Source organism: Amycolatopsis sp. DG1A-15b (genome assembly GCF_030285645.1).
Lineage (GTDB): Bacteria > Actinomycetota > Actinomycetes > Mycobacteriales > Pseudonocardiaceae > Amycolatopsis.
The window spans coordinates 2,215,997-2,239,148 of the sequence record NZ_CP127296.1 but is presented as its reverse complement, the minus strand read 5'-3'; the positions used below and the strand labels follow the sequence as shown (position 1 = coordinate 2,239,148).

Annotated in this window: 16 protein-coding genes; 9 read left to right on the top strand and 7 right to left on the bottom strand. The window is 73.0% G+C overall.

The window, feature by feature from the left end; translation table 11 throughout:
- Positions 1-261 precede the first annotated feature (261 nt).
- The gene (locus QRY02_RS10140; RefSeq protein WP_285991253.1) at positions 262-735 is read left to right on the top strand and encodes an SRPBCC family protein; all 474 of its coding nucleotides are present in this window, start codon (positions 262-264) and stop codon (positions 733-735) included.
- 81 nt (positions 736-816) lie between these two features.
- The gene (locus QRY02_RS10135) at positions 817-2,250 is read left to right on the top strand and encodes an MFS transporter (protein WP_285991252.1); all 1,434 of its coding nucleotides are present in this window, start codon (positions 817-819) and stop codon (positions 2,248-2,250) included.
- Here QRY02_RS10135 and pdxR read toward each other — a convergent pair.
- On the bottom strand, positions 2,178-3,590 hold the full coding sequence (gene pdxR, locus QRY02_RS10130) for a MocR-like pyridoxine biosynthesis transcription factor PdxR (protein WP_285991251.1): 1,413 nt from the start codon (positions 3,588-3,590) through the stop codon (positions 2,178-2,180). The two genes, QRY02_RS10135 and pdxR, sit on opposite strands and share 73 nt — an antisense overlap.
- 81 nt (positions 3,591-3,671) lie before the next feature.
- Between pdxR and QRY02_RS10125 the strand changes: the two genes are divergently transcribed.
- Positions 3,672-4,892, top strand: a complete 1,221-nt coding sequence (locus QRY02_RS10125) for an MFS transporter (protein ID WP_285991250.1) — start codon at positions 3,672-3,674, stop codon at positions 4,890-4,892.
- A 42-nt stretch (positions 4,893-4,934) separates the two neighbouring features.
- Here QRY02_RS10125 and QRY02_RS10120 read toward each other — a convergent pair whose 3' ends face one another.
- The 3 genes from QRY02_RS10120 to QRY02_RS10110 form a co-directional block, all read right to left on the bottom strand.
- Positions 4,935-5,750: a hypothetical protein gene (locus QRY02_RS10120; protein WP_285991249.1), complete on the bottom strand. Its 816-nt coding sequence runs from the start codon at positions 5,748-5,750 to the stop codon at positions 4,935-4,937.
- 66 nt (positions 5,751-5,816) lie between these two features.
- The gene (locus QRY02_RS10115) at positions 5,817-7,325 is read right to left on the bottom strand and encodes a CehA/McbA family metallohydrolase (protein WP_285991248.1); all 1,509 of its coding nucleotides are present in this window, start codon (positions 7,323-7,325) and stop codon (positions 5,817-5,819) included.
- A gap of 78 nt (positions 7,326-7,403) precedes the next feature.
- Complete coding sequence (locus QRY02_RS10110) at positions 7,404-7,730, bottom strand: hypothetical protein (protein WP_285991247.1); 327 nt, start codon at positions 7,728-7,730, stop codon at positions 7,404-7,406.
- A 228-nt stretch (positions 7,731-7,958) separates the two neighbouring features.
- Here QRY02_RS10110 and QRY02_RS10105 point away from each other — a divergent pair, with 228 nt between their 5' ends.
- The 4 genes from QRY02_RS10105 to QRY02_RS10090 all read left to right on the top strand — a co-directional run bounded on the left by QRY02_RS10105 (position 7,959) and on the right by QRY02_RS10090 (position 17,243).
- A complete protein-coding gene (locus QRY02_RS10105; RefSeq protein ID WP_285991246.1) occupies positions 7,959-9,587 on the top strand; it encodes a DUF6345 domain-containing protein in 1,629 nt (542 codons plus the stop codon).
- Positions 9,588-9,733: 146 nt separating this feature from the next.
- Positions 9,734-9,973, top strand: coding sequence for a hypothetical protein (locus tag QRY02_RS10100; protein ID WP_285991245.1), 240 nt, complete (start codon positions 9,734-9,736; stop codon positions 9,971-9,973).
- A gap of 248 nt (positions 9,974-10,221) precedes the next feature.
- On the top strand, positions 10,222-15,702 hold the full coding sequence (locus QRY02_RS10095) for an ATP-binding protein (protein ID WP_285991244.1): 5,481 nt from the start codon (positions 10,222-10,224) through the stop codon (positions 15,700-15,702).
- A gap of 221 nt (positions 15,703-15,923) precedes the next feature.
- Positions 15,924-17,243: a M14 family zinc carboxypeptidase gene (locus tag QRY02_RS10090; RefSeq protein WP_285991243.1), complete on the top strand. Its 1,320-nt coding sequence runs from the start codon at positions 15,924-15,926 to the stop codon at positions 17,241-17,243.
- Between the two features lies 1 nt (position 17,244).
- Here the strand turns inward: QRY02_RS10090 and QRY02_RS10085 are convergent, their stop codons facing one another.
- From QRY02_RS10085 to QRY02_RS10075, 3 genes are all read right to left on the bottom strand, one after another.
- The gene (locus QRY02_RS10085) at positions 17,245-18,276 is read right to left on the bottom strand and encodes a class I SAM-dependent methyltransferase (protein WP_285991242.1); all 1,032 of its coding nucleotides are present in this window, start codon (positions 18,274-18,276) and stop codon (positions 17,245-17,247) included.
- 210 nt (positions 18,277-18,486) lie between these two features.
- Positions 18,487-19,422, bottom strand: coding sequence for a PadR family transcriptional regulator (locus QRY02_RS10080; RefSeq protein ID WP_285991241.1), 936 nt, complete (start codon positions 19,420-19,422; stop codon positions 18,487-18,489).
- A gap of 177 nt (positions 19,423-19,599) precedes the next feature.
- Positions 19,600-20,514 carry a LysR family transcriptional regulator gene (locus tag QRY02_RS10075; protein ID WP_285991240.1) on the bottom strand — a complete coding sequence of 305 codons (915 nt, stop codon included), beginning with the start codon at positions 20,512-20,514 and terminating at the stop codon, positions 19,600-19,602.
- A 70-nt stretch (positions 20,515-20,584) separates the two neighbouring features.
- Here QRY02_RS10075 and QRY02_RS10070 point away from each other — a divergent pair, with 70 nt between their 5' ends.
- Together QRY02_RS10070 and QRY02_RS10065 are read left to right on the top strand one after the other, a co-directional pair.
- On the top strand, positions 20,585-21,553 hold the full coding sequence (locus tag QRY02_RS10070) for a YeiH family protein (protein ID WP_285991239.1): 969 nt from the start codon (positions 20,585-20,587) through the stop codon (positions 21,551-21,553).
- 113 nt (positions 21,554-21,666) lie between these two features.
- Positions 21,667-23,151 carry a sialidase family protein gene (locus tag QRY02_RS10065; protein WP_285991238.1) on the top strand — a complete coding sequence of 495 codons (1,485 nt, stop codon included), beginning with the start codon at positions 21,667-21,669 and terminating at the stop codon, positions 23,149-23,151.
- Position 23,152 lies beyond the last annotated feature (1 nt).

Below are 23,152 nucleotides of genomic sequence, written 5' to 3'. Positions count from 1 at the left end.
TCGGCGCGCGCCCTCCGGCTCGCGCAGCAGCATCAGGGGCGCCTCGCCGGGCACGGGAACGGCCATTCCCACCACTTCGATCGGAATCACGCTGACCACCGCACCCTCCGTGTCGTGGGGCTCCTCCGCGCGCGAAGTACCCACAACGAGCGGTTCACAACCCGATCCGGCGGCCGGGGTTTCCCGGACCGGGCTCTTCCCGGTTGCGGACTCCGTGCCGGCGCCTTGCCCGGCGGCGGCGACCGCTGTCACCGTCGGGGCGTGGAACCGACGATTTCGCGCAGTGTGACCGTCTCCGCCGACCCGGGCACGGTGTGGTCGTGGGTCACCGACCTGCCGCGGATGGGCGAGCTGAGCCCGGAGAACGTCGGCGGCCGCTGGCTGGACGGCACCGGCCCGGCTCTCGGCGCGCGGTTCCGCGGCCGCAACCGCAACGGCGAGCTGCAGTGGTGGACGCGGGTGCGGGTGGTCGTGTTCGAGCCGGACCGCCGGTTCGCCTTCGACGTGCGCACGCCGTTCGGCTCGCGGGTTTCGCGGTGGGAGTACGTGCTGGCGCCGGTCGCGGGCGGCTGCGTGGTCACCGAGAACTGGTACCGGATCGGCAGCTGGGTGGTGCGGAAGTTCATGGGGCCGCGCGTCACCGGCCGCGCCGACCGGCCGGGGTACAACGTCCGGTCGATCGAGCACACCCTCGCGGCCCTGAAGGCCCGCGCCGAGGAGCGCGCGGCCGCGTGACCTGAGTCGCTTCGGACGAGTCGGTCTCTTGTTGGGACTCACCTTGTCCAGCTAGGTTGCTTTTTCGAACCTAGGAGGACCATGACCGACACCGCGCCGAAGCCCGGCCTCGTGCTGCTGGTCGTCTCGACGGCCGCGTTCCTGGCCAGCCTGGACACCTTCATCGTCACGATCGCCTTCCCCGGCATCCGGGCGGCGTTCCCCGGCGACGACCTGGCGACCATGTCGTGGGTGCTCAACGGCTACACGGTGCTGTTCGCCGCCTGCCTCGCCCCGGCCGGGCGGCTGGCCGACCGCTACGGCCGCCGCCGGCTGTTCCTCGCCGGCGTCGCGGTGTTCACCCTCGCCTCGGCGGCCTGCGCGGCCGCGCCGACGATCGACGTGCTGATCGCCTTCCGCGCGGTCCAGGCGATCGGCGCCGCGCTGGTCATGCCGACGTCACTGGCGCTGCTGCTGACGGCGTTCCCGCCGCACCGGCGGCCGATGGCGGTCGGGGTCTGGGCGTCGGTGGGCGCGGCGGCCGCGGCCCTCGGCCCCCCGGTCGGCGGCCTGCTCGTCGAGGCGTCCTGGCGCTGGGTGTTCCTGGTGAACCTGCCGATCTGCGCGGTGACACTGCTGGCCGGGCCGCGGGTGCTGCGCGAGTCCCGGGACACCTCGACCGGCGTCCCGGACCTCCTCGGTGCCGCCGGGCTGCTGGTGGGCGTCGGCGCTTCGGCGTACGCGCTGGTCGAGGCGTCCGACCGCGGCTGGGGCGCGCGGCCGGTGCTGCTGGCGTTCGCGGTGGCCGCCGTCGCGCTGGCCTGGGTCCCGCTGCGCTCGGCGCGGCACCCGGTGCCGGTGCTGGACCTGCCGGCCCTGCGCGTCCCGACGTTGTGGCTGGCCTGCCTGACCACCGGGGTGTTCGCCGCCGGGTTCGCGGCGATGCTGTTCGGCAACGTGCTGTTCCTGACGTCGATCTGGCACGACTCGATCCTGGTGGCCGGGCTGTCCCTGGCGCCGGGCCCGCTGGTGGTGGTCCCGGTGTCGATCCTCGGCGGCCGGTTCGTGCACCGCTTCGGGCCGGGCCCGGTGGTCGCCCTCGGCGGCGTCGCGTTCGGGGCCGGGGTGCTGGTCTGGTTGCTGCGCATGGGATCCGAACCCGGCTACGCGGGGTCGATGCTGCCGGGCCAGCTGCTGACGGGCCTCGGCGTCGGGCTGATCCTGCCGAGCCTGTCGGGGGTGGTCGGCACGGTCCTGCCGGCGGCCCGCTGGGGCGCGGGCTCGTCGATGGTCAACACGGCCCGGCAGATCGGCACGGTCCTGGGCACGGCGGTGCTGGTCGCGGTCTTCGCCGGGACGCCGGACCTGGCGGACTTCCGGCGGGGCTGGCTGATGATCCTGGCCACGGCGGCGATGACGTGCGCCGGCGGCCTGCTGATCGCCGCGCGGCGGCGCACGGACCACTACGCCGAACCCCAGGCCGCGTCCAGCACCGCGAGCCCGGCGTCGATGCTCGCCAAGGGGATCGAGCCGTAGCCGAGGACCACGCCTTGGCGCGGGAAACCACCGCACAGATCGGAAAGCGTCTGGATCGCTGCCCCGGCCGCGGCCGCGCGGGCCGCGATCGGCTCCAGGTCGGTGCCGTCCTCGCCCAGGGCACACAGGTGCAGGCCCGCCGCCGACGGCACCGCGCTGAGACGTCCCGCGAAAACCCGTTCCAGAGTCGTCGTGATGCGCTCGTGGCGGTCCGCGTAGACCTTCGTCGCGCGGCGGAGGTGGCGGGCGAACAGGCCTTCGTCGATGAACCCGGCCAGCGCGGCCTGTGCGGGCAGGTCGCCGTGCCAGCCCGACAGCTGCCGGGCGTGGTGCAGCGCGTCGCGCAGCGATGCCGGGGCGATCAGGAAACCCAGGCGCAGCATGGGAAGCAGGGTCTTCGAGAACGAGCCGACGTAAGCCACCCGGCCGTCGCGGTCCAGGCTCTGCAACGGTTCCAGGGGCCGGTCGGAGAACCGGAATTCGCTGTCGTAGTCGTCCTCGACGACGACCGCGCCGGCGCGGGCCGCCCACGCCAGCAGCGCCGTGCGGCGGGCGAGGGACATCGGGGTGCCGAGCGGGAACTGGTGCGACGGCGTGACGTACACCAGTTTCGTGCGCGGCGGCAGCGCGGCGACGTCGAGGCCTTCGCCGTCCACCGGCACTCCGACGACGTCGGCGCCGTGCGAGGCGAAGAGCAGCTTCGCCATCCGGTAGCCGGGTTCCTCGATCGCGACGCGGTCGCCGGGTTCGAGCAGCACCCGGCAGAGCAGGTCCAGGGCCTGCTGCGCGCCTTGGGTGACGAGCACGTCGTCGGCGTCGGCGCGGACCGAACGCGAAACGCCGACGTGCCGGGCGATCGCCGCGCGCAGCCCGGGGTGGCCGCCGGGCTCGGCGTAGTGCGCGAACCCGGCACTGTCACGCAGTTCCCGCGCGAGCAGCCGCCGCCAGGTGTCCAGGGGGAACAGCGTGGCGTCGGGGATGCCCACGCGGAAGTCGAACACCGGGGCGGGGGCCACGGCGGCCGGGGCCGGCAGTGACCGCCACACCGCCCTCGGCCGCGGCCCGTTCTGCGACGGCGCGGCGCGCGGTTTCGGCGCCGGGAGTTCCCCGCTGACGTACGTCCCGGCGCCGACGCGGCCGGTGAGGAAGCCGTCGGCGGTGAGGCGGTCGTAGGCGACGGCGACGGTGTTGCGCGAGACGGCCAGGCGCCGCGCGAGCTCCCGGGTCGGCGGCAGCCGCTCCCCCGCCCGCAGCCTCCCGTCCAGGACGGCGTCGCGCAGCTGGCGGTAGATGCGGACGCTGAGGTCGCCACGGCCGGCCAGGCTGACGTGGAAGTCCATCCCGGGAGCCTACATTGGCCCAATCCGGTTGAGTGGAATTGGATCTGGGATCGGGCCAAACCGCGCTCTAACGTGCTTCCCATGACAGTGCTTCTCGAACGGCCGAAGACCCGGCGGCCCGGCCGTCTGCTCGCCGCCGCCCAGCTGGCCGGCTCGCTCGGCGACGGCGCGTTCCTGACCTGCTCGGTGCTGTTCTTCACGCGGATCGCCGGGCTGACGCCGGCGCAGGTGGGGCTCGGGCTCTCGCTCGGCTGGGCGGTGGGCTCGGTCGCGGGTGCGCCGCTCGGGCGCCTCGCCGACCGCCACGGGGCCCGCGGTTCGGCGGTGCTGCTGGCGCTGGCGACGGGCACGTCGATCCTGGCGTTCCTCGTCGTGCGCTCGCCGGTGATGTTCGTGCTGGCCGCGTGCCTCTACGGCAGCTGCCAGACCGGGCTGGCCGCGGTCCGCCAGGCACTGCTGGCCGCGCTCGCCGACCCGCAGCGGCGGACGCGCATCCGGGCCCACCTGCAGTCCGCGGGCAACGCGGGGCTCGCCGTCGGCGCCGGGCTGGGCGGCCTCGCCCTCTCGGCCGACACGGCTTCGGCGTACCTGACGGTCTTCGTCCTCGACGCGGCGGCCTTCGTCGTGACGGCGGCGCTGCTGCACGCTCTCCCCGCGGTCCCGCGGACGGCGTCGCCGCGCACGGGGGCACCGAAGTCCGCCGTGCTGCGCGACCGGCCTTACGCGCTGGTGACGCTGCTCAACGCGATCCTGCTGCTGCGCATGCCGCTGCTGAGCGTCGCGATCCCGCTGTGGATCGTCGAGCGCACCGCGGCGCCGGGTTGGACGGTGTCGGCGTTGTTCGTGCTCAACACGGTCGTGGTGGTGGTCCTGCAGGTCCGCGTCGCGGGTCGCCTGACGACCCTCGGCTCGGCGGCGCGGATGGTGCGCCGGTCGGGCGTGGTGCTCCTGGCCTCCTGCGTGGCGTTCGCGCTGTCGGCGCTGGGGACGGCACCGGCGGTGGCGTTCGCGGTGCTGGTCGCCGGGGCGCTGGTGCAGGTGCTCGGCGAGATGCTCCAGTCGGCGGGCTCGTGGGAGATCGGCTTCGCGCTGGCCCCGGCGGACAAGCAGGGCGAGTACCAGGGCTTCTTCGGCACGGGCGTGTCGGCGGCCCGTGCGGTCGGTCCGGTCCTGCTGAGCACGGTGGTGATCGGCGGGGGCTTCGCGGGCTGGCTGCTGCTGGGGGCGGTGTTCGCGGCGGCGGGCTGGGCGATGGGCCCGGCGGTCCGCTGGGCGGCCACGACCCGCCCGGCTGCTCGCTGACCCCGGGCGCCCCCAGTGGCCTTGGGGCGCCCGAGCCGGGTGCTACTCGCTGACCTGGGCCGCCGCGGTCTGGTGCAGCGAGAGGTCCTGACCAGCCGCCGGGTCCGGGGCCCACGCGCCCGATTCCGCCGTCCACGTCTGACCCGCGAAGCTCACCTTGTCCACGCCCAGCGCCTCGGCACGGCCGACCAGCCAGGTCGCGTACGTCCAGCCCTGGGCCGCCGGGTGGGGCCCGCTGAGGCCGGCCGTGCCCAGTTCTTCCGTCGCCGTCCCGGCGAGGTCCGCCGGCGCCGCCAGGGTCAGGTCGCGACAGGTCAGCGCGGCCGGGAACTGGCCGTTGAACGCCGCCGCCATGGTGCGGGACTGCGGCTCCCACTGCGCGTACGCGTCCGGGACGCCCGACCGCTGGACCGCCTGCGCCGCCTCGGTGATCGGCAACGTCTCCCAGTTCGGCAGCTTCACGAGCTTCTCGTAGAACTCCGTCGCCGCATAGACCGGGTCGCGCAGCTGGGCGATGGTGCCCCAGCCCTGGCTCGGCCGCTGCTGGAACAGCCCGACCGAGTCGCGGTCACCGCCCTCGAGGTTGCGCAGCGTGGACTCCTGCAACGCCGTCGCCAGCGCGACCGTCGCCGCGTGGGCGGGCAGCCCCAGCTTGGTGCCGACCGCCGCGATCGTCGCCGCGTTGTTCATCTGCTCCGGGGTGAACGTGTAGGTGGACGCCTTGTCCCCCGGCCGCGCCACCGTGCACCCCGGCGTCCGGATCGAGCCGCGGGTGAACGCCACCACCACGACGATCCCGGCGGCCAGCACGATGACCGCCACCAGGACCATGGCCAGCTTCAGGCCACATCCGCGCACACTGCCTCCCCATCACCCGTTCGCACCAGTCTGCCCAAGAGGAGGACGCGGTGCGCCGGGCGGGGTTCAGTGGCCGGTGCCGAGGAAGATCGGGTTGGACATCGCCACCATGGCGTTCGGCACCGTGGTGTTCGGGCCACCGGACGGGCGACGGACCTCGACCCGCACCCAGCGGCTGTAGCGGGGATAGGTCGTCCAGGTGACCGTGGCCGCACCGGAGTCGCCGATGGGCTCGCTGTGTTCCGGACCGAGCTGGTCGAGGAACGTCACCGTCGTCCCCGGCACGCCGGCGACCACGGCCTTCACGGTCACGGGTGTCCCGGTGCCCGCGGCGAGCCGCTCACCGATGCCCGCGCTCGTGCCGCCGCCCGAGACGGTGAAGTCCAGCTGCACCGACGCCGATTCCGCCAGCCACGAACGCCCGGCCGCGAGCCCGGCCAGGAGCTCCCTTCGGCGCAGCCGGTCGGCGAGCACGACGGTGTGCGGCAGGGCGACGCGCTGGTCCGGGTTGTGCGCGTCGGAGTCGCCGATCGCCGGGATGAAGCGGCCGCCGCGCAGCAGGCCGTCCCAGTGGATGACGCTCGCCTCGTCGTCCTGCGTCCACGGGCCGTTCCACACCTCGACGAGGTCGGCGAGCTCGTAGGCGAATTCGTAGGTGCAGCCGAAGCAGCCGGCGAACGGGTGCGCCGCGGTGACCAGGCCGCCGGCGCGGTGCACCTGGCCGGTGAAGCGCCGGAAGTCCCGCGGGTCGGCCGCGCGGTAGCGCCAGTCGATCCAGGTGCCGGCGGGCAGGCCGATCGCGGGCCAGTGCCCGGACCGGGTCGTCACCTCTTCGCCGTTGAGGATCAGCAGGTCGTCGGTGGCGTGGTCGCCCCAGACCAGCTGCGAGCTGGAGGTGTTGTGGTCGGTGGAGACGATGAAGTCGAGGCCGGCGGCCCGGGCGTCGGCGACGAGCTGCGCCGGCGTGCGGCGGCCGTCGGAGTGGACGGTGTGCAGGTGGCTGTCACCGCGGTACCAGGCGCGGCCGCGCTCGCGTGCGGGCGCGGTCTCCGGGGCCGGGTTCGGCCGGAACGGGGTGCCGTCCGGGCCGAAGGTGAGCGTGATGTCGACCCGGTAGCCGAGCCCCTGCGGCGCGACGGTGTACGGGCCGAGGACGACGTGCCACCGGCCGGGTTCGATCGGGCCGGCGAGGTAGCCGGGGGTGGCTTCGGACGCGCTGATCGAGAACCGGTCGCGGAAGCCGCCGGACCAGCCGCGGAAGCCGCGCGCGTTGCCGAGGTCGTGGCCTTCGGGGCCGAAGATGCCGATGTCGCAGGCGTTCCCGCGGGTGCCGGCCGGAACGGGCGGCCGGTCGTAGGAGTACCCGACGTCGATCTGCCGCACCCCGCGCGGGACGTCGACGGGCAGGTAGTACCAGTCCGGCACGTCCGGTTTCAGCGTGCCGGTGACGGTCCGGGTCCGGCTGCCCGAGCCGCCCGGCTGATCGGCGAACGCCACACCGGGCAGCATCCCGGTGGTCGCCGCCACCCCACCGGCCCGCAGCAGCGTCCGCCGGCTGAAGTCCCCGGAATCCATGCGCACCTCCGCACCCGAGGCTAGGCGCGCCGGGCGAACGCGGACACGAACCGGCGGTGAACTTTCGCCGGACGCCGGTCAGCCTCCGGTGCGCTTCCCCAGGATCTTCGCGAGGGCGACGACGGTGACGGCGGCGGCCAGGCCGAGCCGGGTGACATCGACGGCGGGAACCCAGGTGACCGAACCGCCCCGCACGACGAACGCGCCGACCGGCCGGGCGAACACGCCGAAGCCGGCGCCCTCCCGCACGGGAAGGCCGTCCGTGTCGCCGCCGCCTCCGCCGCCACCGCCGAACACGGTCGCGGCCGGGATCACGGTGGCACCGTCGTACTCGACCGGCGCGCCGTAGACGAGCTTCGCGGAGAAGAGGTCCCGTGCCGTCGCGGCCAGCTGTCCCAGTTTCATCCCGCCATCCTGACCCGGCCGGCCGGGCGGGCGCGCCTCCCGTCGAGCTGTCCACTGTGGCCGGTGCGCGCCGACCGGTTCCCGGCCCCGCGCAAAAATGGTCCACGGAATCGGTGCAGCCCTGAAATAGTTGCGCTGAAGGTGTGGCAAAAAGATGTATCCGATCGTTTTCACCGTGTCGACAGCTACTGTCCGATTCCTGCATTCTGCCACCCACGGGGAGGAATCATGGCACTGCTCAAGAACGGCGTGGTCACCGCGCCACCGGGCGCGGCCGCCGGCGCACGGGCGCTGACCTCGGCCGATCCGTTCGGCTCCGGAACCGGCGTTGCCGCCGATCGGGGTGCGAACCGGTACGGCGTCTGCTCGATCGAGGACTTCCCGCCCGGGATGAACGACCTTTCCTACACCCACGACGACGCCGGTGGTTTCTACAATTACATCAAGCAGTTCGCCGCGCCGAACTACTGGTACACCGACAGCGGCGTGCTGTCGTGGATCTACGGCGAACAGTACGACGACTGGCAGGGCACCTACGGCTTCGACGCCTGCGTCGCCGAGTACCACTCCGGGCACGGCACGATGGACTCGGGCGGTGTCTTCTGGATGCCGATGGGCGGCACCTGGGGCGGGTCGGCCTGGGCGAGCTCGGCCGACATGCGGCTGGGCAACGAGGTCGCGCGCTACCTGTTCTTCTCCACCTGCCTCTCGCTGCGCATCGGCGACGGCAACAGCCCGATCCGCACGTGGGACGCCGCCAACCTCGGCCTGCGGATGATCTTCGGCTTCGAGACGACCAGCGTCGACAGCCCGCACTACGGCGCCTACTTCTTCGACAAGTGGAACGGCAACGGCCACAAGTTCAGCAAGGCGTGGCTGGACGCGTCGTGGGACATCGACCACCACCAGGCGCCGTCGGCCGTCGCGTGCGGGGCCACGCAGGCCGAAGCGCAGGACCGGCTGTGGAACGAGGGGGCCTTCTTGACCGCCGCCGCGTCGAAGAACTGGTGGTGGTGGACCTGGTACGACGCCGCCAAGAGCATCCGGGCACCGCGGCTGGAGCTGCCCGGCTCGGCGCAGACCGCCCGGTTCGCCCCGGCGCGGCTTTCCCCGTCCCGGCTGGCCGAGCTGGCCGGCCACTACGGCGTCCGGCTCGGCGGCGGGGTACCGGACGACGCGCTGGGCCCGCACGGCGTCGTGCTGGGTGACGGCCAGGGCGGCCCACGGCTGAGCGTCGACCACCGCGGCGTCCGCGAGATCACCTTCGCCGACGCCGACGGCAGCGGCCGGGACGCGCCGAGCGCGGACGAGGCCGTCCGGATCGCCCAGGACGCCGTCGAGACGTTCGGCCTGGCCGACCGCGTCGACCTGGTCGCCGACAAGGTGCGCCACCAGTACCACGCCGGCGGCACCGCCGACGACGTCGCCGACCCGCGGGTGCGCGAGACCCACGTGGTGTTCACGCAGCTGGTCGACGGCCACCCGGTCGTCACGCCGGGCCTCGGCGAGGTGCGGGTCGGCATCGACGGCAGCGGCACGGTGACGACGATCGTCGACGCCACCCGCGAGGTCGAGCGGCTGCGCGAAGGCGCGCCCGCCGCGCCGCCGTCGGCCGGCGCGGCCACCCGCGAGCCGTCCACTGTGGACGAGGCGCTCGACGCGCCGCTGCAGCGGCTGCTGCGCCGGCTCGCCGCCGGCGGCCGCGTGCCCGCCGAGGTCCGCACGATCCCGGACTCGACCGCGGTGGGCTACGCGTTGCGCGGCGACGACGGCACCCCGGTCGTCCGGCGGACCGTCGAGGTCGACTGCGGTGCGGGACTCGCGAAGCGGTACGTCCTGGAGGCACCCCTGCGCTGACCGGCGCCGGACCGGGCGGGCCGGCACACGTCGGGGGGTGCCGGCCCGCCGTTTCGCACGATCGGGTGTAGATCCGCGGTATCCGGGGCACCCGTCAGCAACACCTGTGCTCCAGGGGGAGCGCGCCGTACCGAGGGGAGACCGCGATGACCTTCGATTTCGTCAGCCGCTGGCTGGGCAGGCATCGCGACCGCCCCGGCGTCACCGTCGACCTGGCGTGCGGTGGCCGCGTCACACTGCGTGAGATCGACGGGCGGCCCGTGCTGGTGGTCACCACCGCGCCGGGGCCGGACGGCCGGTGCGACGTCGCCGCCGTCCCCTTGTCGGAGGCCGAGCGCCGCGAGCTGGGCCAGGTCCTGGAGTCCGACGTCCTGCTCGCCTCCTGATCGCTTCCGCGCCACCCGCCGTTCGCGCGCCCGTGGGGTGCTTTGTCGCGAACCTCGCGTGAATGCGGGTCCCGGCGGTGTGGTCCGGGTCGCTTTTTGTGGGGTTCCCACAACCCAGCCGCCTCGGCATGCGCCATGGCGGACATTGGTCTGACCCCCGGTCATCCACCAGGGTGTAGACAAGTGCAGGCGACGTTCCAGGACAGGTACGTCGCCTTCTGCGCGTGCGTACTTGGGAGGCTCAGCCGGTGTTCAGTCGTGTCGCCATCGTCAACCGCGGAGAGGCCGCGATGCGGCTCATCCACGCCGTCCGGGATCTGTCGGCGGAAACCGGGACGCGGATCGAGACGGTCGCCCTCTACACCGACGCCGATCGCACCGCCACGTTCGTCCGCGAGGCCGACCTGGCCTACGACCTGGGCCCGGCCTCGGCCCGGCCCTACCTCGACCTGGCCAAGCTGGAGAAGGCGCTGGTCGAGACGAAGGCCGACGCCGCCTGGGTCGGCTGGGGCTTCGTGGCCGAGGACCCGGCGTTCGCGGAGCTGTGCGAGAAGGTCGGCGTCACCTTCGTCGGGCCGAGCGCGGACGCGATGCGCAAGCTCGGCGACAAGATCGGCGCGAAGCTGATCGCCGAAGAGGTCGGCGTGCCGGTCGCGCCGTGGAGCCGCGGCGAGGTCGCCACGCTCGAAGACGCGCTGGCGGCCGGCGAGCGGATCGGCTACCCGCTGATGCTCAAGGCCACCGCGGGCGGCGGCGGGCGCGGCATCCGCATGGTCGCCTCCGGCGAGGACCTCGCCGACGCCTACGAGCGCACCAGCTCCGAAGCCCTGCGCGCGTTCGGCTCCGGCGTCGTCTTCCTGGAGCGCCTGGTCACCGGTGCCCGGCACGTGGAGGTCCAGGTCATCTCCGACGGCACGACGGCGTGGGCGCTCGGCGTCCGCGACTGCTCGGTGCAGCGGCGCAACCAGAAGATCATCGAGGAGTCCGCGTCGCCGGTACTCGCCCCGGCGCAGACGGCCGAGCTGAAGACGTCGGCGGAACGGCTCGCGGTGGCCGTGGGCTACCGGGGCGCGTGCACCGTCGAGTTCCTCTACCACCCGGGCGAGAAGCTGTTCGCCTTCCTCGAGGTCAACACCCGCCTGCAGGTCGAGCACCCGATCACCGAGATCACCACCGGCACCGACCTGGTCAAGCTGCAGCTGCACGTCGCCGGCGGCGGCAAGCTCGAGGGCGATCAGCCGGCCGAGAGCGGGCACGCCGTCGAGGCGCGCCTCAACGCCGAAGACCCGGACCGCGACTTCGCCCCCTCCCCCGGCCGCATCGCGCGGCTGGCCCTGCCGGCCGGACCCGGCATCCGCGTCGACACCGGCGTCAGCGAGGGCGACACCATCCCGGCCGACTTCGACTCGATGATCGCCAAGATCATCGCCTACGGCCGCGACCGCGACGAGGCCCTCGGCCGGCTGCGCCGCGCGATGGCCGAGACCACCGTGATCATCGAGGGTGGCGCGACCAACAAGAGCTTCGTGCTCGACCTGCTCGACCAGCCCGAGGTCATCGACGCCAGCGCCGACACCGGCTGGATCGACCGCGTCCGCGCCGAGGGCCGCCTGGTCACCCACCGGCACTCCGCGATCGCGCTCGCCGCGGCCGCCATCGAGGCCTACCAGGACGAAGAAGAGGTCTCCGTCCAGCGGCTGCTGTCCACCGCGCACGGCGGCCGCCCGCAGGTGCAGCACGAGAGCGGCCGCCCGCTCGACCTCAAGCTCCGCGGCGTCGGCTATCGCGTGTCCGTCGCCAGGGCCGGGCGGAGCCGCTTCCGCGTCGGCATCTCGGCCGGCTCGTCCGACGTGCACCACGCCGACATCGAGATCGACCGGTTCGACGCCCACAGCGGCCGGATCCTGGTCAACGGGCGGCGCTTCCGGCTGGTTTCGGCCACCCACGGCCCGATCCACCTCGTCGAGGTCGACGGCGTCACCCACCGCATCAGCCGCGACGAAGGCGGCGTCGTCCGCTCCCCCGCACCCGCGCTGGTCGTCGCCACGCCGCTGTCCGTCGGTGACGAGGTCGAGGCGAACGCGCCGATCCTCGTGCTGGAGAGCATGAAGATGGAGACGGTGCTGCGCGCGCCGTTCCGCGCTCGGGTCCGCGAATGCCCGGTGTCCGTCGGCAGCCAGGTCGAGACCGGCGCCCCGCTGATGCGCCTGGAACCGCTGGCCGACGGCGCCGAGGACGCAGCGGCCGACGAGACCGAGAACGTCGAGATCGAGCTGCCTTCGGTGCCGGACGGCGTGTCCGCGGCCGAGCGCGTCGCACGCGGCCTGAACGACCTGCGCAGCCTGCTGCTCGGCTTCGACGTCGACCCGGCCGAGCGCAAGCGGCTCGTCGCGACCTACCTGGAGGCCCGTGCCGAGCTGGGAAACCGGCCGGTCGAGGGCGAACTGGAGCTGCTCACCGTCTTCGCCGACCTGTCCGAGCTCAGCCGCAACACCCCGGGCGGCGAGCTCGACACCGAACCGGGCAGCCCGGTGCACAGCTCGCGCGAGTTCTTCCACAGCTACCTGCAGAGCCTCGACGTCGAACGCGCGGGTGTCACCGAGGGCTTCCAGGCGAAGCTGAAGCGCGTCCTCGCGCACTACGGCGTCACCGACTTGGAGCGCACGCCGGAGCTGGAGGCCGCGGTCTTCCGGATCTTCCTGGCCCAGCAGCGGACGGCGGCCGACGTCGCGGTCGTCTCGGAGCTGCTGCGGCAGTGGCTGACCGGGGCGCCGCCGGCCGAGACGCTCAGCGAACGCGCCGGGCTCACCCTGGAGCACCTGGTCGAGGCCACCCAGGTGCGCTTCCCCGCGGTGTCCGACCTCGCCCGCGGCGTGGTCTTCCGCTGGTTCGCCCAGCCGCTGCTGCGCCGCAACCGCGCCCGCGTCTACGCCGCCGTCCGCACCGAGCTGAGCTACCTCGACCAGCACCCGGACGCGCCGGACCGCGCCGAGCGGATCCAGGCCATGATCACCGGCTCGCAGCCGCTGGTCCGGCTGATCGGGCAGCGGATCGGGCGACCGGGCCGCGACCACGCGCCGCTGCTGGAGGTGCTGACCCGCCGGTACTACGGCAACCGCCGGCTCTCCGGCGTCGCCGTGCGCGAAGCCGGCGGGCACCGCTGGCTGACCGCCGAGCTGAACGCCCCCGAAGGCGCGCTGCCGCTGGTCACCACCGCCGTCGACATCGCCGCCCTCCCCGACGCCCTCCGCACGCTCGGCGAGGTGGCCACCGAAGGCGTCGTCGCCGACCTGTACCTGCGCTGGGAAGACCAGCCGGAGGCCGACGCGGCCGCGGAACGGCTCGGCGCGCTGCTCGCCGAGAACCCGCTGCCGGCCGGGGTGCGCCGGGTCGTGGTCACCGTCGCCGGCACCGGCGGCGCGGTGATGCACCACCACTTCACCTTCGAACGCGATGGCAGTGGCTCCACCGCCTTCACCGAGGACAGGCTGATCCGCGGCCTGCACCCGCAGATCGCCCAGCGCCTGCAGCTGCAGCGGCTGCGCGAGTTCGACCTCACCCGGCTGCCCTCGGCGGACGAGGAGATCTACCTGTTCAAGGCCGCGGCGAAGACCAACCCGGCCGACGAGCGGCTGATCGCGATGGGCCAGGTCCGCGACCTGACGCCGCTGCGGGAGGCCGACGGACGGCTGGTCGCGCTGCCGGCGCTCGAGGACGCGGTCACCGCCTGCCTCGACGCGATCCGCAACATCCAGGCGCAGCGGCCGCAGAACAAGCGGTTCGACACGAACCGCATCATGATGTACGTCTGGCCGCCGACCGACCTGACCACCGAGGAACTCAACACGCTGGTCCAGCGCATCCTGCCGACCTCGGTGGGCGCCGGGCTGGAGGAGGTCCAGTTCCTCGCGCGGCGGCGCACGGACGCGGGCAAGCTGACCGAGCTCGCGGTCCGGATCACCCTCGACCCCGGCCACGGCGCGCGGCTGCACGTCGAGCCGCCGTCGACCGAGCCGGTGAAGCCCCTGGACGACTACCGCCTGAAGGTGCTGCGCGCGGCGCGGCGCGGGACTGTCTACCCGTACGAGCTGACCGGCCTGCTCTCCGGCCCGCAGGGCACCTTCACCGAACACGACCTCGACGACGCGGGTGTCCTGGTCCCGGTGGACCGGCCGAAGGGCAAGAACGCCGCGGCGATCATCGCCGGCGTCGTCACGACCCCGACCGAGCGGCACCCCGAGGGCGTCACCCGGGTCGTGCTCCTCGGCGACCCGACGAAGTCGCTCGGCGCCCTCTCGGAACCGGAGTGCTCGCGCGTCATCGCGGCGCTCGACCTGGCCGAGCGGATGCAGGTTCCGCTGGAGTGGTTCGCGCTGTCGTCGGGCGCGCGGATCTCGATGTCTTCGGGCACCGAGAACATGGACTGGGTCGCCGCCGCGCTCAAGCGGATCGTCACGTTCACCCAGGACGGCGGCGAGATCAACATCGTGGTCAACGGCATCAACGTCGGCGCCCAGCCGTACTGGAACGCCGAAGCCACGATGCTCATGCACACCAAGGGCATCCTGGTGATGACGCCGGACTCGGCGATGGTGCTGACCGGCAAGCAAGCGCTCGACTTCTCCGGTGGCGTGTCGGCCGAGGACAACTTCGGCATCGGCGGCTACGACCGCGTGATGGGCCCGAACGGCCAGGCGCAGTACTGGGCGCCGAACCTGCCCGCCGCGCGCGAAGTGCTGATGTCGCACTACGACCACACGTACGTGGTGCCGGGTGAGGCCGGCCCGCGCAAGGTGGGCACGAGCGACCCGGTCGACCGGGACGTCTCGTCGTTCCCGCACGCGATCGTCGGCAGCGACTTCACGACCGTCGGCCAGATCTTCTCCGCCGAGCACAACCCGGACCGCAAGAAGCCGTTCGACATCCGCACGGTGATGCGCGCGCTGTCCGACCAGGACCACCCGGTGCTGGAGCGCTGGGCGGGCATGGCCGACGCGGACACCGCGGCGGTGCAGGACGTGCACATCGGCGGCCGCCCGGTCTGCCTGGTCGGCATCGAGTCGCGTTCGGTGCCCCGCCGCGGCTTCCCGCCCACCGACGGGCCGGACACCTACACCGCGGGCACGCTGTTCCCGCGGTCGTCGAAGAAGACGGCGCGGGCGATCAACGCGGCCTCGGGCAACCGGCCGCTGGTGGTGCTGGCGAACCTGTCGGGCTTCGACGGCTCGCCGGAGTCGCTGCGCAAGCTGCAGCTGGAGTACGGCGCGGAGATCGGCCGGGCGATCGTCAACTTCGAGGGCCCGATCGTGTTCTGCGTGATTTCGCGCTACCACGGCGGCGCGTTCGTGGTGTTCTCCAAGGCGCTCAACCCGAACATGACGGTGCTGGCCTTGGAGGGCTCGTTCGCCTCGGTGCTGGGCGGCGCCCCGGCGGCGGCGGTGGTGTTCGCCGGCGACGTCAACAACCGCACGGCGAACGACCCGCGCGTGACGGAGCTGCAGGCCCAGGTGGCGGCGGCCGGCGGCGCGGCCCGCGCGGCGCTGAGCGCCCAGCTGGCCGAGGTCCAGTCGGCGGTCCGCGCGGAGAAGGTGAGCGAGGTGGCGGCGGAGTTCGACCGCGTGCACAGCATCCAGCGCGCGGTCGAGGTCGGCTCGGTGGACGCGATCATCTCGGCGGCCGAGCTGCGCCCGCGGATCATCGAAGCGATCGAACACGGCCTCAAGCGCTGACCCAGCTCGGCGAAGGGCGGCACTTTCCCTGCGAAAGTGCCGCCCCCCAGCGGCCCGAGGGCGGCACTTTCCTTGCGAAAGTGCCGCCCTCGGCGTTTCCCCGGTTTCGCGACTTTCGGGGGTATGACCCCTTTGCACCGGGCCGACACACTGTGCGTGCCGGTACGGTGACCACGGGTTCCGACCGGACCTCCATCCGTGCGGCGTGAGGAGATCCCCCGATGGCGTCAAGGTCCTTGTCCCGGCTCGCCCTCGCGGCGTCCGGGGTCCTGCTCACCTCCCTGCTCGGCGGCACCGCCACCGCGCAGGCGGCGGACACGCCGGTGTTCTGGCGCGTCCCGGCCACCGCGACCCAGGCGCAGGCGCTGGCCGCCGCCGGTTTCGACGTCGAAGAGGGGGATGCCGGCAGCGTCAACGTCGTCGGCGGCCAGGCCGTCGCCGCGAAGCTGCGGGCGCTCGGCTACCGGCCCTCGTTCTTCGACACCGTCTACAAGGAACTGCCCGCGCGGACCGACAGCCTGGCGGCGGACACCTACTACGGCGGGTACCGGACCGTCACCGCGCACGAGAACCACCTCGCGCAGGTCGCTTCGGCGCACCCCGACCTGGCGACGAAGTACACGATCGGCCAGTCGTGGAAGAAGGCCAAGGGCCAGGGCGGCCACGACATCCAGGCGATCTGCCTGACCAAGAAGCAGACCGGCGACTGCACGCTGTCGACGACGTCGACGAAGCCGAAGTTCTTCCTGATGGCCCAGATCCACGCGCGCGAGCTGTCGACCGGCGAGCTCGCCTGGCGCTGGATCGACTACCTCGCCGACGGGTACGCCACCGACGCCACCGCGAAGTCCATTCTGGACACCACCGAGGTGTGGGTGGTGCCGATCGCCAACCCCGACGGCGTCGACATCGTCGCTTCCGGCGGGAACTCGCCGAAGCTGCAGCGCAAGAACGCGAACAACTCCCGTGGCGGCTGCAGCGGCACGAACATCGGCGTCGACCTCAACCGCAACTCGACGTTCAAGTGGGGCGGCGACTCCAACTCCGCCTGTTCGGAGACCTACCAGGGCGTGAGCGCGGGTTCCGAGCCCGAGGTGCAGGCGCTGGAGAAGCTCGCCCGCGCGATCTACCCGGACCAGCGCGGCACCGGGAACAACGACCCGGCACCCGCGACCGCCAAGGGCACGATGATCACGCTGCACAGCTACGGCAACGACATCATCATCCCGTGGGGCTTCACCCAGGCCACCTCGCCGAACGACGCCCAGTACCGCAGGCTCGGCGCGAAGTACTCCGCGTCCAACGGCTACCTCGTCGGCACCAACGAGGAGACCGTCGGCTACGACACGACCGGCACCACCGACGACTTCACCTACGGCGAGCTGGGCGTCGCCAGCGTGACGTTCGAGGTCGGCGGTTCGAGCGGCTCCTGCGGCGGCTTCCTGCCGCGCTACACCTGCGTGGACAGCACGTTCTGGCCGAAGAACAAGGGCGCGCTGGTCACTGCCGCCAAGGCAGCGGCGGCGCCGTACCAGCAGTGATTCACGGGCGGCAGGCGTAGATGCAGTTCTGCGGGCGCGGGGAGCCGAGCACTTCGACGTGCCGGAACCCCGCGTCCGCGAGCATTTCCGACGCCTTCTCGGTCCCCCACACGGCGCCGAGCGCGGCGCCGCCCTCGGCCAGTGACGTCGTCGTGCAGTACATCAGGCTGATCGAGTAGGTGAGGGCCGCCAGCGGGTTGCCGATGTTCTTCTCCAGGTGGCTGGAGAAGTTGGTGTCCACCATGAAGAACAGGCCGTCCGGGGCGAGCGCGTGGCGGATCCGGCGCAGCACGACGTCCGGGCGGTCCTGGTCGTGGATGGCATCGAACGCGGTGATGACGTCGTAGGGCGGATCGGCGGTCAGCTCGGCGGCGTCCCCGACGGCGAAATCGGCGTTCGGGAGGCGGTGTTCTTTCGCCTGCTCGATGACCCCGGCGTTGATGTCCAGGCCGGCGAAGCGGGAGGCGGGAAACGCCCGGGCGGCGACGGCGATCGCGTTCCCGGTGCCACAGCCGAGGTCGAGCACGCGGGCGCCCGCCGTGAGCCGTTCCGTGAGGCCGGGAACCGCGCCGAAGAAGCCGTCCACGAGGTGCTCGCGGTAGATGTGCTTCCAGCTGTCGCCGGTTTTGGCGCCGAGGGTTTCGAGGTGGGGCCCGTAGGCCGCCCTCGGGACACCGCCGCCTTCGGCGAACGCCCGTTCCAGATCCGGGAGGATGCCGGTGAACGCCGACAGGGTCAGCAGTGCCGGCATCAGGTTCGACGCGGTCTCGCCGAGCAGGAACTTGGCGTGCTCCGGCGGGAGGGTGTACTCCCGGCCGTCGTAGGTGAAGATCCCGCCGGTGACCATGGCACCGAGCCACTCGCGGACGTAGCGTTCCTGCAGCCCGGCGCGCTCGGCGAGCCCGGCACTGGTGGCGGGCCCCCGCGCGGCGGCGGCGAGAAGGCCGGTCCGGTGGCCGACGCCGATGAGCATGGTGAGGGCGCTGCCGGTCATGGTCGCGGTCAGGTGCGCGGCGAAGTCCTGCTCCTCCATGGGGTGGAGCCTACCCGCCGGCGGGATCGTCCGATGTGGACGATCCGGCCGGCGGGGTGGGCCGGTGACCGGCCTGGGGCGAGCCGTTTGCCCGGCCGGAGCAGCACGGTGGCGGGCCGAGGCACAGCGGGCGTCAAGCACCCTGCCCCGCCGGGCCCGCGGCCCGCCGATCACCCCGTCCGCGGCCAACGGGATCACCTCGCGGCACCGTCAGGCGTCCTCGTCCTCCAGGCCCGCGTCGGCCAGTACCGCGTACACCCGGCGCCGCGCGTCCGCGAGGATCTTCTTCACCTCCGCGACCTGGGCTTCGTTCCCGCTGTACCCCACCTGGGCAGCCGCGCCGGACAGTTCGCCCAATGCGTGCCACAGCGCCGCGAACCGGTCGGCGCCCGGTTCCTCCTCCGGCTCCTCCCACAGCGCCGCGAACTCCTCCTCGCGGCCCGCCACGTGCTCGCGCCCGGCGTCGGTCAGCTCCGCCACCCGGCGACCGGCCGTCTCGACCGTGTGGACCAGACCCTCGTCCTCCAGCTGCTGCAGGATCGGGTACACCGATCCCGGGCTGGGCCGCCAGCGGTCGTGCGTGCGGCGCCGGATCTCCTGCATCAGCTGGTAGCCGTGCCTCGGCTCCTCGGCCAGCAGCGCCAGCACGGCCGGCCGCACCGGGCGGGCCGGCGGGCGGCCGCCGCCGCGGAACTCGCGGACCCGCTGGAACGGCCCGGCCCCGCCGCCCCAGCCGCCCGGCCCACCGAACGAGCCCGGGCCGCCCGGGAAGCCCGGGAATCCGGGGAAGCCCGGCCCGCCCGGGGGCTGGGGTGGGTGCGGTGGCGGCGGCGGGAACCCGCGGGCCAGCTCCGGGCCACTGTCCCAGTCCTCCTGCCCCGGCACCGCGTGCCCCGGCTCCGCGTGCCCCGGCTCCGGGTGGCCCGGCCCCGGGTGGCCGTGCCCGAACTCACCGTGCCCGAACCCGGTGTGCCCAAGACCAGCGTGCTCACCCCCAGCGTGCTCGGCCGGCCCGGGACGTGGGTGCCCGAACCCAGCGTGCCTCGGGTCCCCGGCATGCCGCAGGTCCCCGTGGTGCCCCAGGTGGTGCTGCTCGAAGTGCCCCCCGAACCCGGCGAAGATCCGTCCCGCGCCCATCTCCATCATGAACCCTCCAAGTCGTATCGGCGACATTCACACGATATATCGCCGCTCGATCGACGGCAAGGATGTCAGCCGAAGCATTACCCGGCGTCCCGGCCAGGGTCCGGTTCACCCGGCTCCGGCGCGACGTCACGATCGTTCCGCTGGAGGCGCGCCTGACCAGCCCGGAGGCGGCCGGCCTCAGGCTTTCGGCACGCTGGGACCGGACTTCACCGCCAGCGTCAGCAGTTCCGCCGCCGGGCCGGTCAGGCGGCGGCCCGCCGGCCACACCGCGCGCAACACCCGGCCCAGCTCCATGTCCGCCACCGGTACCGGCACCAGCCGGCGGCCCGCCACTTCGCGCACCATGTCGAGGTCGCTGATGACGGCCGGCCCGGCTCCGGCGATCACCGCGTTGCGCACCGCCGAAGCCGAACCCAGCTCCAGCAGCGGTTGCACCGCCCCCACCCCCGCCCGGCGCAGCGCCGCCTCGACCGTCTCGCGCGTTCCCGAGCCCGGCTCCCGCACCACCAGCGGTGTCGCGGCCAGCTCCTCGGCCCGCAGCGGACGGCGGCGCCGCGCCCAGGCGTGCCCGGCCGGGACCACCACGACGAGCCGGTCCGCCGCGACGCGGCGCGTGGCCAGGCCCGGCCACGGCCCCGGCGACTCGACGAACCCCAGGTCCACCCGGCCGCGGGCGACCAGGTCGGCGACCTGCTCGGAGTTCACCACCTCGAGCCCGACGTAGGTGTCCGGCCCGCTCCGCTTGACCTCACCGATCCAGGCCGGCACGAAGTGCTCGGCGAGCGTCATGCTCGCCGCGACGCGCAACTGCGCGCCACGCTGGGTGCGCAGGGCTTCCGCGCCGGTGCGCAGTCCGTCCACTTCGGCCAGCACGCGGTGGGCCCAGCCCGCGATCACCCGGCCGTCCGGGGTCAGCGCCGAGCCGCGCCGGGTCCGGTCCACCAGGGACAGTCCCAGCTGGCGTTCCAAAGTGGACAGCCGCTTGCTCGCCGACGGCTGGGCGATGCCGAGGGCGCCGGCCGCCTGGCCGATGCTGCCGAGGTCGTCGACGAGCACCAGCAGGCGCAGCGAGTCCAGATCCGGTCCGGTCATAGCTTCAGTCTATGACCTCGGCGCGAACCGCCGGCTACCGCGCACGCCCGCGGGCGACGACGCTGACGGCATGGCACTGACGACGGCGAAGACCTCCGGCCTCGCGATCACCGGGTCCGGCGTCGCCGCGGCCTACGCCCTCAGCTCGGCCTGGCCGGTGGTGGGCGCGCTCACCGTCGCGGTGGTGCTGGGCGTCACGGTCGGGAGCACGCCCGTCCTGGCCGACGAGCAGCGCCAGGCCGTCGGCCGCCTGACGAAACGCCTGCTGCGCGCGGGCGTCGTCCTGCTCGGGCTCCAGCTCGCCGTCCCCACCGTGCTGGCGCTGGGCCCCGGCACACTGGCCGCGGTCGTGCTGACGGTCGCCGTCACCTTCCTCGGCACGCTCGGCCTGGCCCGGCTGGTCCGGGTGCCGCGCAGTCTCGCCCTGCTGGTCGCCACCGGCTTCTCGATCTGCGGCGCGTCGGCGATCGCCGCGGTGGAAGGCGTGATCGAGCGCGACGACGAAGACGTCGCCACCGCTGTCGCGCTCGTCACCTGCTACGGCAGCTTCGCCTTGGCCGTTCTGCCCCTGCTGGCTCGCGCTCTCGGCCTGGACGCGACCCGGACCGGCAGCTGGGCCGGGATCTCGGTGCACGAGGTCGCCCAGGTGGTCGCGGCGGCCGGACCGGCGGGCGCGGCCGCGGTCGGGGTCGCCGTCGTGGTGAAGCTCAGCCGCGTCGTCCTGCTCGCCCCGGTGGTCGCGCTCGTCGGCGCCACCGAACGCGGCCGCCGCGACGGGCACACTCCGCTGGTGCCCCTGTTCGTCCTGGGCTTCCTCGCGATGGTGGCGCTCCGGAGCACCGGCCTGGTCCCGGCGTTCGTGCTGGACGTCGCGAAGACGGCGTCGACGCTCCTGCTCGCGGGCGCACTGTTCGGCCTCGGCTGCGCCGTCCGGCTCGGCGCGTTGCTGCGCGGCGGCGGACGAGCCCTGCTCCTGGGGCTCCTCGCCACGCTTTTGGTGCTGGCGACCGGATTCGGCGCCCTGGCCGCGTTCACCTGAAGTTCGCCTTCCCGACACGTATAGTTCGTTATACGCGAGGTTGTACGGGTCTTGTACGGATTGCGCCGAAGCTGCTGCCGAGACGTGAAACGAATCCGTAGGGAGCTCGAACCGTGAAGATCACCCGAATCGCCCAGGGCTTGCTGGCCGGGCTCCTGGGGTGCGCCGCCGTCGCCGTCCCGGCCGCTGTCGGCGCCGCGACCGCCCAGGCCGACGTGGCCAGCTCGGTGGTGTTCGCCAGGAACACCGACGACCATGACTGCTATCGCATCCCCACCATCGTCAAGGCGAACAACGGCGACCTGCTCGCCTTCGCCGAGGGCCGCAACGGCGGCGCCAGCTGGTGCAACGACCTCGGCAAGATCGACCTCGTGATGAAGCGCTCCACCGACGGCGGCAAGTCCTGGGGAGAGCTGAAGACCGTCATCACCGCATTCGGCGACGTGAAGGGCAACCCCGCCCCGATCGTCATCCCGGGCAGCAACCGGATCGTGCTGCTGTCGACCATGCAGTGCTTCACCAGTCCCGACTGCAACCGTGTCCCGCGCGTGTCCATCAGCGACGACAACGGGAAGACGTGGGGCGCGCCGAAGACGCTGACCACGGAACTCGGCTTCTCGACCGCGCCGGACTGGCTGGCCACCGGGCCGTCCCACGGGATCGTGCTGACGCGTGGCGAGCACGCGGGCCGGCTCGTCGCCGGGATGAGCTACTCGAACATCGGCGCTCTGATCTACAGCGACGACAAGGGCAGCACCTGGCACCTCGGCGCCGAGGGCAAGCCGACGTCGAGCGCGATGAACCCGCAGGAGATCAGTGTCACCGAGCTCAACGACGGCCGGGTCTACGCCGCCGCCCGCAACCAGGCGAACGACGGCAACAAGTGCCTGGCCGACGGAACGCGCAACCGGGCGTTCGCGATCAGCTCGGACGGCGCCGAGACCTTCAGCCAGAACTTCACCTTCGCCACCGACCTCGTCACCTCGGTCGTCGAGGGGTCGACGGGCCGCATGAGCGCCACCGACACCGGCGGCAAGTACAACCGTCTCCTGTTCGCCGCGCCGTCCCTCTGCGGCGCACGCAAGGAACTCCGGATCCACTCGTCGTTCGACGAGGGCGCCAACTGGACCGGCACCGCCGGCAGCTTGCTCGTGTGGGGCCAGGACGCGGCGTACTCCGACATGGTGCCGCTGTCCGAGTCGTCGGCCGGAGTGATCTTCGAAGCAGGAACGGGGGGTGAATACCGCAACTCGATCCGCTACGCCACGATCACCGATACCGCACTCGGCGCCCCGGCCTGCGGCGGCGGTTACGGCGTGCTGGAATCGAAGCCGCTCGGCACGGCGGGCACGGTTTACCTGTCGTACAACGCCGCCAACGGCAAGAACTGCGTCAGCACGATGAAGAGCGCGTCCACCGGGACGGCCACGGCGACCTCGGCCTACCTGGAGGTCGAGGGCTCGGCACGGGTCACCGACTCCGGCTCGTTCTCCTACTTCGCCGGCCCGGTCTCGGCGGCCGCGGCGGACAAGTGCGTGAAGTGGGGCGGCTCGGCCGGCGGCCAGGCCTACGACAGCCAGTTCGTGCACTGCAGCTGAA